We start from the raw sequence: 14,822 nt of genomic DNA, 5'->3' as shown, positions 1-14,822 counted from the left end.
GCTAAAAGCTTGAGCTGGACGAAAACCCCAAGCCGTCGGTATTCGGCGCTTGGGGTTTTGCTTTTTGGCTGTTATAATGCGCAACTCTGGGCCTCTAGCTCATGCTTGGTTAGAGCAGCGGACTCATAATCCGTTGGTGCCGAGTTCGACTCTCGGGGGGCCCACCAAGACTTCCACGCGGAACGCGGCGGTTCTTGGCGAATCACATCAGAAGCCGACGCTTAAGTCGGCTTTTTTGTTTCGGTCGGCCGCGTCGCGGTCGCGACACCTCCCGTCTCTTCGTTGAGCGCTTCCCCGCCTGCAGATTTCCGTGCCGGATAGACGTAGCTTTTAGCTATTTTCCCGCTATGCTGATGGGGAAAATCAATATGCGATGTCGTTTTCAGTTACTATCTAGCGTTTCGCGCATTATTGCGCGCTCTCATGTGGAAAAGACCGAATGCCCCAGAAGGAAAAAAAGGCGGCAAGCAGCAACGCCACATTGGCCGACAAGGTATTTCAGGAGTTGCGGCGGGATATTCTGCTGGGCGTATACCGCCCGTCGCAGAAACTGCTGTTGCATGATCTCAAGGCGCGTTACGACGCCGGAGGCTCTCCTATCCGGGAGGCGCTATTGCGCCTGAGCTGGTGCAAATACGTGGTGATGGAACCGCAGCGCGGCTTTTGGGTGGCGCCGATTTCCCGCCATGAGCTTTACGATATTCTGCTGGTGCGCCGAGTGCTGGCGGAGGAGGCGGTGCGCCGCTCGCTGGAGCAGGGCGATGAGGCGTGGGAACTGGAGGTGTTGGCCAGCTACCACCGTTTGAGCCGGATAGATCTGAACGACGTGAATGTGGATCTGCAGGACTGGGCGGACCGCCACATGACGTTTCACCTGGCCATCATCAGCGGCAGCCACTCGCCGGTGATTGTGGAGGTGATGGAGTCCTTGTACAACCGTTTGGAGCGCTATCGACACATCTGGTTCGATCCGGCCTTGCCGACCTCCAAGCGCTACAGCGACGATGGGGAGCATCAGGCCATCATGCAGGCGGTGCTGGCCAGGGATGCGGACCGGACGCTGCAATTGTTGGATCAGCACTATTCCCACGTGATGCAGGTGGTGGAAGGCCTGAGCACGGAAGCCTTTCAGCCCCGCTAGTCACTGGCTCGCTGGCCGATCCGAGGCCGGCGGCCTCGCCCGTTCGCCATCAGGCTCGGGGCGAGGGGCGAGCCCGGCGCTTCAGCGTCCGGGCCGTTTCATGCGGTTTCTCGCGTTTATTCCCAAATCAACAGACAGTATTGCTTCTTGCCGCGCCGCAACAAGGTATAGCGTTGATGGCGGCGGTCGGCCTGTTCCAGTCGAGCTTCCAGCGCCTCCGCTCTGGCGCCGTTAACGCTGACCGCGCCGCTTTGCAGCAGCGTGCGGGCCTCGCTTTTGGACGCGGCCAGGCCGCTGGCCGCCAAGGCGTCGATCAGCGGCGTGGATTGCTGCGGCAAGGTCAGCCGCGGCATGCCATCCTGGGCCAGTTGAGCGAAGTCCTCGGCGCTAAGGCGCTCTACATCGTTGTCGAACAGGCTGAGGGTGATGCGCTGGGCGGCGGCGAGCGCGGCCGGGCCGTGAACCAGCTCGGTCACTTGTTCGGCCAGGATGCGTTGCGCCCGCGGCTTGCCGCCGGAGGCGCGGTCCTCGGCCTCGATGGCCTCGATCTCCGCATTGGATAAAAAGGTGAAATAGCGCAGGAAGCGGTAGACGTCGGCGTCGGCCGCGCCCAGCCAGAACTGGTAGAAGGCGTAGGGCGAGCACTTGTTCGGGTCCAGCCAGACCGCGTTGCCTTCGCTCTTGCCGAACTTGGTGCCGTCGCTATTGGTGATCAAGGGCATGGTCAGGCCGAAGGCCTGCTGCTGGTTCACCCGTCTGACAAGGTCGACGCCGGCGGTGATGTTGCCCCATTGGTCGGAGCCGCCGATCTGCAGCTTGCAGCCGAAGCGGCGGTTCAGCTCAACGAAGTCGTGGCTCTGGAGCAGGCTGTAGGCGAACTCGGTGAAGGAGATGCCGACATCGTCGCGGTGAATCCGCTGTTGTACGGATTCCTTCTTGATCATGGCGTTGACCGAGAAATGCTTGCCTACATCGCGCAGGAAATCCAGCGCGCTCATGCTGGCGAACCAATCGTGGTTGTTGGCCATCAGGGCCGGGTTGTCGCCTTCGAAGCTGAGGAAGGGCTCCACCTGACGGCGGATCTTGTCCACCCAGCCGGCCACCACGTCCGCGGTGTTGAGCTTGCGCTCGCTGGCCTTGAAGCTGGGGTCGCCTATCATGCCGGTGGCGCCGCCTACCAGGGCGATGGGGCGGTGCCCGGCCATCTGGAAGCGCTTGAGCAACAGCAGCGGCACCAGGTGGCCCAGGTGCAGGCTGTCGGCGGTGGGGTCGAAACCGCAGTACAGGGTGACCGTTTCCCGGGACAGCAGCGCGTCGAGCGCGTCCGCGTCGGTGGCCTGGGAGATCAGGCCGCGTTGCTGCAGATCCCGGATCAGGGTCGATTGCTTCATTTCGTTTACCTCCATGATTGCGGCGCGCGGCCTTGTTGGCCGCGCGTCCGGACGACGGCGCGGATGCGCCGTCAGAACACGGGCAGCAGTCCCTGCATCACCAAGATTTGGAACAGGATGATGGCGAGGCCGGAGCCGCCTATCGCCCAGTGCAGAGTGCCGCCGCCGCTGACCTGGTAGCCGGGCTGGTAGTTGTCCTGGCTACGCAGCTTGATCAGGGCTAGCGCTGGGAACAGGATGGCGAGCACCACCAGAAAAATGGCGGCGGCGCCCAGCGCGGCGACGAAGCCGCCGGGGAAGAACAGCGCGAAGCCCAGCGGCGGCAGATAAGTGATCAGCGCGGTTTGCAGCCGCTGCCGCAGGCTGTCGCCGCGTTTCAGTGTGCTGGCCATGGCGTCGAACAGGCCGAGCGATACGCAAAGATAGGAGGTGAACAGCGCGATGGACGAGAAGGCGGACAGCAGGGAAGGCACTTGCGGCGTGGGCACCAGCGCGTGGAACTCGTCCAGAAACATGCCCACCGAGCCGTTGTGGGCGGATATGGCCTGGAAGCTGTGGCTGCCGTATCGCGGCAGCGTGCCCAGGGTGTTGAACACCCACAGCAGGTAGACGCCCATGGGAATCAGGCTGCCGGCGATGAAGACGTTGCGCAGCGTGCGAGGTTGGTCGCGGCCCAGGTATTTGACCATGCTGGGTACGCTGCCGTGAAAACCGAAGGCGGTCAGAAACATGGGGATGGCGGCCAGCATGTATTTGGCCGAATCCGTGCTTTCCGACAGGTTGCCGGTGTCGACGTAGGGCTGGATGACCGCGCTTAGCGCGAGAAAAATCAGGATGTTCAGGCTGAACAGCAGCCGGTTGACCTTGTCCACCGCCGTGGTGCTGGCGAAGACGATGCCGCCGATCAGGGCGGTGAAGACCAGCGAAACCTGGGCGGGAGACAGGCTTAGGCCCAAGTACTGGTGCAGGCTGGATTGATAGGTGGAGCCGCCGCCGGAGATATAGGCGGAGGAGAGCGCGTAGAGCAAGAGCAGCAGGCTGGCGTTGATCAGATAGCTGCCCTTGGCCTTGAACAGCGAGCGGGCGATGGCGTCGAAGCCGTAGCCTTCGGGAAAGGACAGGCAAACCTCCAGCAGCATCAGGCCGGTGTAGGTCATCAACGCCCAGATCAGAAACAGGGTCAGGCAGGCGTAGCCGAAGCCCATGCCGGCGGATACCAGCGGCAGCGCCAGCATGCCGGCGCCCAGCATGGTGCCGGAAATCAGCAAGGTGGCCCCTATGGCCTTGAAATTGACTTGCATGTGGAATCCTCAACCATCCTTGATGAAGAGAAGGATGCGTTCGTAAAAACCGGACAAACTCATAGTCGGTATTGGGTCTGGTGATGAAAAAAACGCTCCCGGCCAGGCCGGGAGCGGAGGGGGATCAGGCGGCGATCAAGGCGTCGGCGCCGGTCTTGTCTTCCATGTCCACGATCTGGGCCAACTTGGCGGCGAAGACCTCGCGCAACTGTTCCCAGTAGGCGTCGAAATCCTCTGCTTTGCGCAGGAAGTGAGTCATCACGGCGGCGCGCAGGATGTAGACGCTTTCCACCTTGTCCCATTCGGCGCGGCTGAAGCCACGGCTGGCCACGTAGTGCCACGGGGTGTCGCCGTACTCTTCCACCGACAGCGAAGTCGAGGAGGTCAGGAAGTCGTTGGTGTAGGTGCGGCCGGAAGCGTAGGAGCAGATCTCGTACATCTTCTTGTTCAGCCGGTTGTGGTCTTCCAGGTTGTCGTTGCCGATTTCCTTGAAGGTGAAGTTCACCATGTGGAAGTCCGGGTGCATGATGGGACGCACTTCGAACTGGCGGCGTCCGACGATCAGCGGCTTGGCGGCGGCCAGACGCTGGGCGAACCAGTCCGCGGTCACGATGCCGCGGCCAATCACCTTGCCGTAGCCGCCGATGTTCAGCGGCACCAGGCGGTGGGCCGCCCATACCGCGGCGGCGGTGGCGCCGGCCTTGGAGCCTTCCATGATGGAGGAACCCAGCACCACCTTGGTGTCGGCGCCTTCGGCTTCGTCCACTTCTTCAAACACATAGGCCGCGTGGTAAGAGATCAGGTCGACGATGCGCTTGTCCTTCATGCAGACAGCGCCGGCCGCGTACTGGATGTAACCCACCTTGTGCGGATCCACGGTGATGGAATCCGCTTCCGCCATCGCTTTGAAGCCTTCGTAAACATCGCGCTTGGGCCAGGTGACGCCGGCCGGAATGATGTCTTCGGCGCGGTAGCGGGCCAGCAGCGCGTCGTAGTCCATGAAGCGGTTGTCCTCATCGAGGAACATCGCGCGCACATAGCCGCCGTAGGCCGCGTCCACGTGTACGTAGAAGGAGGCGCCGTATTTCCGTTCGCATTCGGCGCGCAGCTTGATCACCTCGTCGACATGGTCGATCGAGCCTTCCTCCGTGGTGCCCACCACCGACACCATGGCCAGGATGGGATGGCCTTCCTCGATCAGGCGGAAGGTGATCTCGCGCATCTTGGCCACGTCGGTGCGGTAATTTTCGTCCACCGGCAGCGGTACGATGTGTTCCTGGCCGATGCCCAGCACGTCCATCGCCTTCATCCACGAGTAGTGCTTGGATTGCGGCACCAGGATCTTGCCCAGCGAGCCTTGCTTGATGCCGACGCCGCGGCAGGACAAAGCGCGCACTTCTTCGAACAGACCGCGTTTTTTCAATTCGTCGGTCAGGTCCAGCACCGCGCTGGGCGATAGGTTCAGCAGTTCTTTCTCGCTCTTGCCGGCGACCAGATCGCGGGCTTTTTCATGCTGGGCGATGGCCAGCGGAATGGTCTTCAGATTGCGCGCCACCCACATGCCTTCGTAGTTGGCCACGGTGCCGCCGGACGTGATGTGGCCCCAGCTGCGCTTGGGGTCGTAGCCGAACATCCGGCACAGGTCGAGGCCGGCTTCCACTTCCAGTTCGGTGGTGGTGGGCGAGGCTTCGTGCGCGCAGTTGTTGGGGTTGTACATCATGGTCATCACGTAGGCCAGGTTGGACACCATCAGCGTGTCCGCATTCATGTGGCCCAGATAGCGTGGGGAGAACCAGGGCACCGAGGTGTTTTTCAACTTGGAGGACAACTGGCGCAGGATGCCTTCGGTACGGTACAGGGTCTGGCGGAAATCGCCGGCGTGCTGCTCTACCGGGGTGACCAGCGCCGGGTCTTCCGGATGGAAGTCCGCGCGCCAGTGCAGGTGTTCGGACACGGCGTATTCCATCATTTCCTTGAAGAACACGCGGTTTTCGGATTTGGGGCCGATGAACAGGGCATCGACATTAAGCGGGGAGGCGTTCGGAGTGTTCATAACAGATTAACCTTGTAATTTAGGGGGGCGTAGGCGGCTCATTTGCCTTCGGCGGGACGCGCTTTGCTGGCGGGAGAGGTGCGCGGCGCGACGCCGGCGGAGCGGGCGTGTTTGGCTTTTTGGCCGTAGGCGTACACCAGGAAGGGAATCACCAGCATGATGGCGAGCCCGATGAGCTGGAACTGCAGGTATTCATGCGCGGAGCCATGGAAGTTGCCCGGCGGGATGAAGCCGAGGTAGCCGGCCAGCAGCGAAATGACGATGCCCAGGCCGGAGCAGATCCACATGCCCGCCTTGCCTCCGGGTACGCGGAAACTACGTTCCACGTCCGGGCGCTTGTAGCGCAGGTAGATGGCGGCGGAGAACATGAACAGATAGGCCACCAGATAGACGAGCCCGGTCAGGCCCATCAGCATGAAGTAGAAGTTGTCCACGTTCGGCATCACGGTGATCAGGACGCCGACGAAGGTGATGGCCGCCGCCTGGATCAGCACCAGAGTGACCGGCACGCCGTGGCGGTTGGTGGTCTGCAGGAATTTGGGCAGCGCGCCGGAGTCCGCGGTGGCTTGCAAGCCCCGCACCGGGCCCAGCACCCAGGAGTTCACCTGGCCCACCAGACCCAGGCCGATGCACAGGCCCATGACCGGAGCCAGCCAGCCCATGCCCCATTGATTGAAGTAGAGCTCGAAGGCCTGCATCAAGCCGGCGGTCATCGAGATTTTTTCCTTGGGGATGGCGATGAAGATCGCGGCGGAGCCGATCACCGACAGCAATACCATGATCACCGACACCAGGATGATGGCGATGGGATAATTGCGCCGGGCGTCTTTGATGGAGGACACGTTGGACGCGGACACCTCCATGCCCATCACCACGAAAATGAAGCCGATGAAGAGGCCGAGCGTGCCACTGTCGCTAAAGCTGGGGACCAGGTTGTTCCAGCTCCAGGACACGTCGGTCATGATGGGGTGGCCGCCGGCCAGATAGGCGATGCCGCAGCCGATCAGCACCACGCCGGGCATAAACACGCCCAGGCTCACGCAGATGGTGGATACCCAGCCCAAGGTTTTCACGCCGCGCATGTTGACCAGGGTGCAGGCCCACCAGATGCCCACGATCATCGCCAGCATGTAGAGCTTGTTGCTGGCGAGCGCAGGATCGAACACATAGGCGAAGGTGGCGGCGATGATCATGATGATGGAGGTCATGCCGAACACCATCTGTATCCATTGCATCCACACTGCGACAAAGCCCATGCGCTCGCCGAAGGCCTCGCGCACCCAGATGAACAGGCCGCCATCCTGCGGCCAGGCGGTGGCCAGTTCGGCGGACACCAGGGCGGTAGGCACCAGGAACAGCAGCGCGGCCGCCAAGGTCAGGAAAATCGTCATCATCCCCGGTTGAGCCGTCATCGGCAGCGTACGGACGCTGACGACTACGGCGGCGGTGATCATGACAAAGGCGAAGACGCTGATCTTGGGAGGCGCCTTATCTATTGTCGTCATTTTCATCTCCATCGAACAAAACAATAAAAACGTAAAAATATAAAATTTCGAAAATATTATTTATTTCGTGATGTTCTGCGTTTGATGAAAGTCAATATTAGGAAAATTCAATAAAAGATAATTCGAATGGAATATTGTTTTGGACGACGGCAAGCCTTGTCTGAAAAGGGCTTTACGGGTGTTTGGCCGTAGGGAGCATCGAGGACGCGTTTGGGCTGGAAAAGGGGTGAGAGGGGTCTTTTTGTGCGGATCCGTGGCCGTATCGACGACGCGCAGCGCACTTTGAACAGAGTTTTCGCGAGCTAAGGCCCTGAGGCTGGGGAAGCGCAACGGCCAAATGCGAAGGGGTTAGATGGAAAGGCGCTCGCCGCGTCAGCTTGGACATCGCGCCGCCAAGGCCGCGGGCAGGCGAGAATAAAGCGGCTGGATCGCCGGAGGAGGGGGAGGTTTGGCGCTGTTGGGAACGGAAGGAGGCGGCGGCGCTAGCAAGCGCGCCGCCGCCGGGGGGCTAAAAGTTTACAGAGCCTGGGACGGGTTCATGCCTTTGGGCAGCAGCATCCATAGATTGCCTTGCTGCTTCATTCTGCCGGCGTACATGCCGGCTTCGGTGCCGTAACCCCAGAAGAAATCGGCGCGCCCCGCACCCTTGATCGCGCTGCCGGTATCCTGAGCGTGCACCAGCCGCGTCAACGGCTGGGTGGAATGAGGCCAGGTGGTGACCAGGTAGACCGGCGCGCCCAGCGGGATGTAGCGCGGGTCTACCGCGATGCTGTAGCCGCCGGTCAGCGGCACGCCCAGCGCGCCCATTGGCCCGCCGTTGTCGCCCGGCAAGGTTTTGAAGAACACATAGCTGGGGTTCACCGCGAACAGCTCCAGCCGGCGTTGCGGGTTGCGGGCCAGCCAGTCCTTGATGCCCTGCATCGACGCGTCGCCCAGGGTCAGCTCGCCCTTGTCCACCAGCCATTTGCCGATCGATTGATAGCCATAGCCGTTTTGCTCGGCGTAGCCGACGTGGATGAAGCTGCCGTCGTCCAACTGGATTCGGCCCGAGCCTTGCACTTGCAGGAAGAACAGCTCCACCGGATCTTCGACCCAGGCCAGGATGGGCGCGTTGGCCACGCCCTTGCCCTGGTTGATTTCGGCGCGTGTGTAATAAGGCAGCAGGCGTTTGCCGTCCAGCCTGCCTTTCAGCCGCGTGCCGCGGTTGTCGGCGGGAAAGTCGGCGGGGCGGATCTCAATGTCGCCGGCCGCGCTCAGCGTCAGCCGGTTGGGGCCGCTGCGGCGCGCAGCCAGGCTGGACTTGCCGCGGACGGATGCCGGCACGTCCACGCTGTAGAAGTCCGCTGGGATGCCGTACACCGGCCAGGGGGTGCGTTCGCTGCGCGTCCGGCTGCCGCTGAGCAGCGGCTCGTAATAACCGGTGATCAAACCGCTGTCGCGGCCGCCGTCGTTGATCTTCCAGGCGGCGAAGCGATTTTCGAAGAATTGGCGCACAGCCTGCGCGTTGTCGGGGGCAATGCCGTCGGCTTGCTTGCACACTTCCGACCAGCCCGGCTTTCTGGCAATGGCTTTACAGCTTTGCTTCAGCGCGACGAGGGTATCGCCCAGTTCTTGCTGGCTCCAGGCCGGCAACGAGGTGGGCGCGCCGCTTTCACGCGCCGCGCCGCCAGGCTTGCCGGGCGGGCTGGAGGTGGAGCAGGCGGCCAGGCCGACGACGAGCAGTAACAACAGCCATTTTCTAAACATGCGGTAGGTTCTCTGAAACAGGGCTAGGGCAGCGGCGCGCTGCGAATCGGTCTGATTCTACGCTGGGACGCACATGACGGGGCGATGACGGCCGCGGCGAATGTTGCGGCGGCGCCAACGGTAGGAAGCGTCATGCCGCGTTGTCATGGACCGGCAACAAAATTGAAAAGTTTCCTCGCTAGTATGCGGTAAAACATTCGCGCTGAAGCTTGGGCTTGAGCCATATCACTGGAGAATCTGATGAAACGTTTTTGCATCCGCGCCTTGTTGTTGACCACCTTGTTGTCCGCCGGCCTGCCGGCCTACGCCGAGCAGACCCCGCCGACCGATGAGGAACTGACCGCCAGCGTGCAACAGGCCTTGAACGGCGATGCCGAACTGCAGCCGCTGGGCCTGAAGGTGAGCAGCAAGAAGAGCGAGGTGACGATTGAAGGCGGCATGACCGACGACCAGCAAATGTTCAAAGCGGGGCAGATTGCCGAAAAAGTGCCGGGCGTGAAATTCGTCATCAACAATATGGTGCTGAAAAACTAAAAAAGTTTGGTCCGACGGCTTGTCCGGCGGCAGAAAAGGGCGCTTCGGCGCCCTTTTGTCATTTTATTCATTCCGTTTTTTCGCTGGGAATTTAAGATTAATCCGATTGTGGTGCCTTCTCTTATTGCGAAAAATATGCGGTGTTGCCGGCTGAACGGCCTTTCCGGAGGCTGGAGCCGGCAAGGTTTTTCCAATCAGCAGTATGGATCGCACGCCGGCCCACTGCGAAGCACCGGACACGACTCATGGAATATGCATCCGCACTTGGCAAGAGGCTTTCCCACCGCATGATGCTGCAACCGGCGGAGCAGGTGGACAAATTGATTTCACGGCTGGAGGGCGCGGACGAAGCCAAGCTGGTGTATTGGGACGAGCGCAGCCAGCGGCTGCGCGCGCTGAGCCCGCGCTCGCGCCGCGGCCGGCAACTGCTGGCGCGCGGCTTGCAATCGCCTCAAGTGGTGGGCGTGTTCGACGGCTACGCCAGTTATCAGGATATCTATCAGGCCTTCCAGCAGACGCTGGACGACCTGAAGCTCAGCTGAGCAGGACCTAGACGCGCTCCAGCTCCAGCAATTCCGCCATGGTTTGGCGGCGGCGGATCAGGCGGCTGGAAGAGCCGTCGATCAAGGCTTCGGCCAGCAGCGGCCGGCTATTGTAGTTCGACGACATGGTGGCGCCGTAGGCGCCGGCGTCATGAAACACCAGCAGATCCCCTACCTGAGCGTCCGGCAGCGGACGGCTTTCCACTAGGCCGCCTTCCTGTTGCGTGAAGACGTCGCCCGATTCGCACAAGGGTCCGGCTACCACGCAAGGCGCGCGCTCGCCGGATTTTTCCGTTCCGTCCGCGCCCAGGACGGAAATATCGTGATGGCTGCCGTACATGGCGGGGCGCATCAAATCGTTGAATCCCGCGTCCACCAACACGAAACGTCGACTGCCCATGGTCTTGACCGCTCTCACCTCGGAGATCAGGGCGCCGGACTCCGCCACCAGGAAACGGCCGGGTTCGATCTCCAGCCGCACTGGATGTCCCAGATGCGCGGCGATCCGACGCCGCGCCTCGTCCCATAGTTCAAAGTAATGCGCGGTATCGATACGCGCGTCGCCATCGCGGTAGGGAATGGACAGGCCGCCGCCGGCGGAGATCGCTTCGATGTCGTGACCTAGTTCGGTCGCCAGCTTGACCATGGCGCCGCAGACCTGCTGCAGGTGGCCGTAATCAACGCCCGAACCGATGTGCATGTGCAGGCCCACCAAGTGAAGGCCGAACTGACGGATCACCTCCAGCGCGTCGGACACCTGCTCATGCCAGATGCCGTGCTTGCTGTTCTCGCCGCCGGTATTGGTTTTCTGGCTATGGCCGTGGCCAAAGCCGGGGTTGACGCGCAGCCAGACCCGATGGCCGGGCGAGGCCGCGCCCAACTGACGCAGCATGTCGATGGAGCCGGCGTTGACCGCGATGCCCGCGGCCGCCACGCGTTCCAGCGTGGCGCGGTCCAGCACGTCGGCGGTGAAGACGATGTCGGAGGGCTCGGAGGAGTCGGCCTTGTAGCCGGCGGCGAGCGCTCGCTCGATTTCGCCCAGCGATACCGCGTCCACTTTCACGCCCTGTTCTCGCATCAAGCTGAGGATATGGATGTTGGAGTTGGCTTTTTGCGCATAGCGGATCACGTCGAAGCGCTTCAGTTCGGCGATGCGTCGGCGAATGGTGCCGGCGTGGTAAACCCAGAGCGGGCTGCCGTACTGGCGGGCGAGTTCGGTCAGTTGGCGGGCGTCAAAGCATTTCATGGCGTGGGCGTGGCTGGGGTGGCAGACAGAAGCATCATGGCGCGCGTCGCGGCAAAAATAAAATATCAAATTATCGACACTTCTTTCATTTATGATATGGATTGCCAAGTTGCTTAAGGGGAGGCGGAATGGACATCAGCCTGCGCCATATTGAAGTGTTTCGCGCGGTGATGACCACCGGCAGCGTTACCGAGGCGGCCGTTTTGCTGCGCACTTCGCAGCCCACGGTCAGCCGCGAACTGGCGCGCTGCGAACAATTGTTGGGCATGGCCTTGTTTGAGCGCAGCCGCGGCCGCTTGCGGCCTAGCGCGCAGGGGCTGCTGCTGTTCGAGGAAGTGCAGCGCAGTTATCAGGGCCTGGAGCGCATCGTCAGCAGCGCGGCGGCGATTCGCCAGTTCGAGCAAGGACAATTGTCGATCGCCTGTTTGCCTGTGTTCGCGCAATCTCTGTTGCCGGCGGCGTGTCGGCGTTTTTTGTCGCAAGCGCCGGGCATCAGCCTGAACATCGCGCCGCAGGAATCGCCTTTGCTGGAGGAGTGGCTGGCGGCGCAGCGCCATGACCTGGGTTTGAGCGAGAGCGCGCACGCGCCGGCGGGAACGAGGGTGGAGCTCTTGCTGCAGGCGGACGAGTTGTGCGTGCTGCCGGAAGGACATCACTTATTGAGCAAGACGGTGCTGACGCCCGAGGACTTCGAGGGCGAGGCCTTCATCAGCCTGGCGGCGACCGATAGCTATCGGCAACAGCTGGATCAGGTGTTCTCCGAGCGGGGGGTCAAGCGCCGCATGGTGGTGGAGACGCATAGCGCCGCCTCGGTATGCGCAATGGCGCGGCAGGGCATAGGCGTGGCCGTCGTTAATCCGTTGACCGCGCTGGATTACGCCGACGGGGGGCTCGCCGCGAGGCGCTTTAGCGTGTCCATTCCGTTCGCGGTCAATCTGGTGCGACCGCTGCACCGCCCCGTCTCTCCGCTGCTGGAGCGCTTTGTCGATAGCTTGAAGGCCGAATTGGCCGAGATTAGCCAACGGCTGGCCGCGCCCGCGGGGGGGTATAGCCTGTCCACAGTCTCGCGAGCTCAAGCGAGACAAGGCGATAACCACTGAGAAAGTGGAATGTACAAGTGGTGCATGAGCATTTCGAAGCCGGTTTCAACGCGGTATCGCCGACGCGCAGCGGATCGTAAACAGGCGCTTAGTCGCGCAGCGCCACCACCACCCGCTTGTTGCGCGCGCCTTTGCTTTCAATTTTCTTCACCACGACCGGGCCGATCTCGCCGGTGCTGCGCACGTGAGTGCCGCCGCAGGGCTGCAGATCGATGCCGTCGATATTGATCAAGCGGATTTCAGGCAGGTGCAGCGGCGGCGTCACCGACATGGTCTTGATCAACTCCGGCTGCCGCTGCAGCGCCTCCCCGCTGCTCATTTCGATGCGCACCGCGCGGTCTTCCGCCACCAGCCGGTTCAACTCGCTTTCGATGTGCTCGCGGTCCAACTCCATGCCTTCGGGCAGGTCGAAATCCAGGCGGCCGGATTCCGCGCTCAGATTCCCGCCGGTGACGCCGGCCTTGATCACCACGGACAATAAATGCAGACAGGTGTGAATGCGCATGTGGCGATGGCGGCGCGCCCAGTCCAGTTCCAGGATGACCGGCGTGCCGGCGGCGAGCCGCGGCGCATCGGCGGGCACCAAGTGGACGATGGCGCGCGTTTCGCGGTCTCGCCGGGTATCGCTTATCGCACAGCCGCCGCCGTGCCAGCTCAGCGTGGCGGTATCGCCTGGCTGGCCGCCGCCAAGCGGATAGCAAAGCGTGTCCTCCAGCACCAGGCCGGCGTCGTCGTGCCGCGTCACGCGGGTTTCCAGCCGGGTTTGATAGGGGTCGATGTAAAAGCGTTCTGCCATGCGGCGGCTCCTTTTCAGGCTATGCTGGGAAGACCGGCGGCGCGTGCGGCCGCCGGAGGCGATGATATTGAGAATGCCGCCGCCGGCTGTGTATTTCAAGAGACAGCGCTAGCGAAAAATCATGGCAACAGCTTGTCGCAGCAGCGTTTAGCGCAGATAATCGCCGCCTTTTTCCGCTTTCCTTTCCATTGCCCCCATGACCATTCGCCATAATCTGGAACATTACAATCCGCCGCCGGACACAGGCCTAGACGTAATCTACGCCGACGAGGCCATCCTGGTGTTGAACAAGCCTGCCGGCTTGCTGTCGGTGCCGGGCCGCGGCGAGGACAAGGCGGACTGCTTGATCAGCCGCGCTCAGCGGCTTTATCCGGACGCGCTGACCGTGCATAGGCTCGATATGGCGACATCCGGCCTGGTGGTGATGGGGCGCGGCGCCAGCATGCAGCGCGAGTTGTCTATCGCCTTCATGGATCGCAAGGTGGACAAGCGCTATGTGGCGGTGGTGGACGGCATCGTCGAACAGAACAGCGGCACCGTGGATCTGCCGCTGATCATTGACTGGCCGAACCGCCCGCGTCAGAAGGTGGATTTCGAGAACGGCAAGCAGGCCGTTACCCATTACCGGGTGGTGCTGCGCGACGGCCTGCGCCAGACCAGCCGGGTGGAACTGGAGCCCTTGACCGGCCGCGCCCATCAGCTGCGCATGCATATGCTGCATCTGGGCCATCCCATTCTGGGCGACGACATCTACGCGCCGGAGGCGGTGCTGGCGAAAGCCGAGCGCTTGCTGCTGCACGCGGAGCGGCTGACTTTGCGCCATCCGATCACGCGCGAGGAAATGGAGTTTGTCGCCAAGGCGTCTTTTTGAGCGCTCGTTGAAAGCTTCGCCGGGGCAAGCGGCCGCCGCGCCTTGACCCTGCCGGCTCGTCTGGCCGAGACTGGGCGGCGGGTCATGGCGTGAAAGCTCCGGAACGGTTGGAGCGCAAGGCGTGTTTACGCCTCATGTCGTGAGTGCTGCGCCCCGCGGCGGTGAGCGGGGCGGCAAGATGTCTTCCACACAGGAGGCTTCATCATGAAATCTTGGTTTGCTCCCCCTCTCCGTCATCGGCCGTCCGAGCTGGAAGCCAGGGAAACGGCCTTGCCCTATGTCCGTTATATCCCCGGTCGCGCTGCGCCTCATTATTGGCAAGTGCCGGAGGCGAGGGAACTACGGCATGGCCACGACATCGGCTGCGAAGCCGCGGATGAATTAGCCCTGTGGCTGGCCGCGAATCCGGATTGCGTGGGCTTGGGCTTGCTTGGCCGCATCGTCGACGACATCGATTTCGAGAACGAGGCGCAACGCGGCCAGTGCGAGGGCTTTTTCAATCAACTGGAGCAGTTGCTGCTCCTGGGCCTGGACGAACTGGAAGCGTCAGCTGGCGACGAACCTAGCCGGCACTGATTGTTTCCAAGTCGCCAGTC

General features: G+C 62.2%; 13 protein-coding genes and 1 tRNA gene. 7 read left to right on the top strand and 7 right to left on the bottom strand.

Going from position 1 to position 14,822, the window contains the following annotated elements; genetic code table 11:
• Positions 1–88: 88 nt before the first annotated feature.
• Both HA052_RS13420 and HA052_RS13415 read left to right on the top strand, forming a co-directional pair.
• Positions 89–167: transfer RNA gene (locus HA052_RS13420), tRNA-Ile, on the top strand.
• Between the two features lie 272 nt (positions 168–439).
• Entirely contained in the window at positions 440–1,141 is a 702-nt protein-coding gene (locus HA052_RS13415; RefSeq protein ID WP_166452301.1) for a GntR family transcriptional regulator, read from the top strand.
• 116 nt (positions 1,142–1,257) lie between these two features.
• Here the strand turns inward: HA052_RS13415 and tyrS are convergent, their stop codons facing one another.
• From tyrS to mltA, 5 genes are all read right to left on the bottom strand, one after another.
• Positions 1,258–2,532, bottom strand: a complete 1,275-nt coding sequence (gene tyrS, locus HA052_RS13410; protein ID WP_166452300.1) for a tyrosine--tRNA ligase — start codon at positions 2,530–2,532, stop codon at positions 1,258–1,260.
• 71 nt (positions 2,533–2,603) lie between these two features.
• Positions 2,604–3,833: an aromatic amino acid transport family protein gene (locus tag HA052_RS13405; protein WP_166452299.1), complete on the bottom strand. Its 1,230-nt coding sequence runs from the start codon at positions 3,831–3,833 to the stop codon at positions 2,604–2,606.
• Between the two features lie 124 nt (positions 3,834–3,957).
• Positions 3,958–5,886 (bottom strand): pyridoxal phosphate-dependent decarboxylase family protein, encoded by a 1,929-nt coding sequence (locus HA052_RS13400; protein ID WP_166452298.1) that lies wholly within the window; start codon positions 5,884–5,886, stop codon positions 3,958–3,960.
• A gap of 38 nt (positions 5,887–5,924) precedes the next feature.
• A complete protein-coding gene (locus HA052_RS13395) occupies positions 5,925–7,391 on the bottom strand; it encodes an amino acid permease (protein ID WP_166452297.1) in 1,467 nt (488 codons plus the stop codon).
• A gap of 516 nt (positions 7,392–7,907) precedes the next feature.
• Positions 7,908–9,137 carry a murein transglycosylase A gene (gene mltA / locus HA052_RS13390; protein WP_166452296.1) on the bottom strand — a complete coding sequence of 410 codons (1,230 nt, stop codon included), beginning with the start codon at positions 9,135–9,137 and terminating at the stop codon, positions 7,908–7,910.
• A gap of 240 nt (positions 9,138–9,377) precedes the next feature.
• On the opposite strand from mltA, the gene HA052_RS13385 reads away from it, so the two are divergent.
• Positions 9,378–9,671, top strand: a complete 294-nt coding sequence (locus HA052_RS13385; protein ID WP_166452295.1) for a BON domain-containing protein — start codon at positions 9,378–9,380, stop codon at positions 9,669–9,671.
• A gap of 245 nt (positions 9,672–9,916) precedes the next feature.
• Positions 9,917–10,213, top strand: a complete 297-nt coding sequence (locus tag HA052_RS13380) for a hypothetical protein (RefSeq protein WP_141111100.1) — start codon at positions 9,917–9,919, stop codon at positions 10,211–10,213.
• 7 nt (positions 10,214–10,220) lie between these two features.
• Here the strand turns inward: HA052_RS13380 and lysA are convergent, their stop codons facing one another.
• Complete coding sequence (gene lysA, locus HA052_RS13375) at positions 10,221–11,459, bottom strand: diaminopimelate decarboxylase (protein ID WP_166452294.1); 1,239 nt, start codon at positions 11,457–11,459, stop codon at positions 10,221–10,223.
• Positions 11,460–11,587: 128 nt separating this feature from the next.
• Here lysA and HA052_RS13370 point away from each other — a divergent pair, with 128 nt between their 5' ends.
• Positions 11,588–12,559: a LysR family transcriptional regulator gene (locus HA052_RS13370; RefSeq protein ID WP_166452293.1), complete on the top strand. Its 972-nt coding sequence runs from the start codon at positions 11,588–11,590 to the stop codon at positions 12,557–12,559.
• Positions 12,560–12,647: 88 nt separating this feature from the next.
• Here HA052_RS13370 and HA052_RS13365 read toward each other — a convergent pair whose 3' ends face one another.
• Complete coding sequence (locus HA052_RS13365) at positions 12,648–13,355, bottom strand: alanyl-tRNA editing protein (RefSeq protein ID WP_166452292.1); 708 nt, start codon at positions 13,353–13,355, stop codon at positions 12,648–12,650.
• Between the two features lie 196 nt (positions 13,356–13,551).
• Here HA052_RS13365 and HA052_RS13360 point away from each other — a divergent pair, with 196 nt between their 5' ends.
• Together HA052_RS13360 and HA052_RS13355 are read left to right on the top strand one after the other, a co-directional pair.
• The gene (locus tag HA052_RS13360; protein WP_166452291.1) at positions 13,552–14,226 is read left to right on the top strand and encodes a pseudouridine synthase; all 675 of its coding nucleotides are present in this window, start codon (positions 13,552–13,554) and stop codon (positions 14,224–14,226) included.
• A gap of 204 nt (positions 14,227–14,430) precedes the next feature.
• Positions 14,431–14,802, top strand: coding sequence for a hypothetical protein (locus tag HA052_RS13355; protein ID WP_141111101.1), 372 nt, complete (start codon positions 14,431–14,433; stop codon positions 14,800–14,802).
• The last annotated feature ends 20 nt before the right edge of the window (positions 14,803–14,822 follow it).

It is taken from the genome of Chromobacterium fluminis, assembly GCF_011602385.1.
GTDB classification, from domain to species: Bacteria; Pseudomonadota; Gammaproteobacteria; order Burkholderiales; family Chromobacteriaceae; genus Chromobacterium; species Chromobacterium fluminis.
Note: the sequence above shows the minus strand (reverse complement) of the source record. Positions and strands in the feature narration are given on the sequence as shown.

Bases quoted from the DNA above. Each gene is read 5' to 3' on its own strand.
- HA052_RS13380 (WP_141111100.1), top strand. From the start codon at position 9,917: ATGGAATATGCATCCGCACTTGGCAAGAGGCTTTCCCACCGCATGATG.
- HA052_RS13415 (WP_166452301.1), top strand. From the start codon at position 440: ATGCCCCAGAAGGAAAAAAAGGCGGCAAGCAGCAACGCCACATTGGCC.
- lysA (WP_166452294.1), bottom strand. From the start codon at position 11,459: ATGAAATGCTTTGACGCCCGCCAACTGACCGAACTCGCCCGCCAGTAC.
- HA052_RS13370 (WP_166452293.1), top strand. From the start codon at position 11,588: ATGGACATCAGCCTGCGCCATATTGAAGTGTTTCGCGCGGTGATGACC.
- HA052_RS13355 (WP_141111101.1), top strand. From the start codon at position 14,431: ATGAAATCTTGGTTTGCTCCCCCTCTCCGTCATCGGCCGTCCGAGCTG.
- HA052_RS13385 (WP_166452295.1), top strand. From the start codon at position 9,378: ATGAAACGTTTTTGCATCCGCGCCTTGTTGTTGACCACCTTGTTGTCC.
- HA052_RS13360 (WP_166452291.1), top strand. From the start codon at position 13,552: ATGACCATTCGCCATAATCTGGAACATTACAATCCGCCGCCGGACACA.
- HA052_RS13400 (WP_166452298.1), bottom strand. From the start codon at position 5,886: ATGAACACTCCGAACGCCTCCCCGCTTAATGTCGATGCCCTGTTCATC.
- HA052_RS13395 (WP_166452297.1), bottom strand. From the start codon at position 7,391: ATGACGACAATAGATAAGGCGCCTCCCAAGATCAGCGTCTTCGCCTTT.
- tyrS (WP_166452300.1), bottom strand. From the start codon at position 2,532: ATGAAGCAATCGACCCTGATCCGGGATCTGCAGCAACGCGGCCTGATC.
- HA052_RS13365 (WP_166452292.1), bottom strand. From the start codon at position 13,355: ATGGCAGAACGCTTTTACATCGACCCCTATCAAACCCGGCTGGAAACC.
- mltA (WP_166452296.1), bottom strand. From the start codon at position 9,137: ATGTTTAGAAAATGGCTGTTGTTACTGCTCGTCGTCGGCCTGGCCGCC.
- HA052_RS13405 (WP_166452299.1), bottom strand. From the start codon at position 3,833: ATGCAAGTCAATTTCAAGGCCATAGGGGCCACCTTGCTGATTTCCGGC.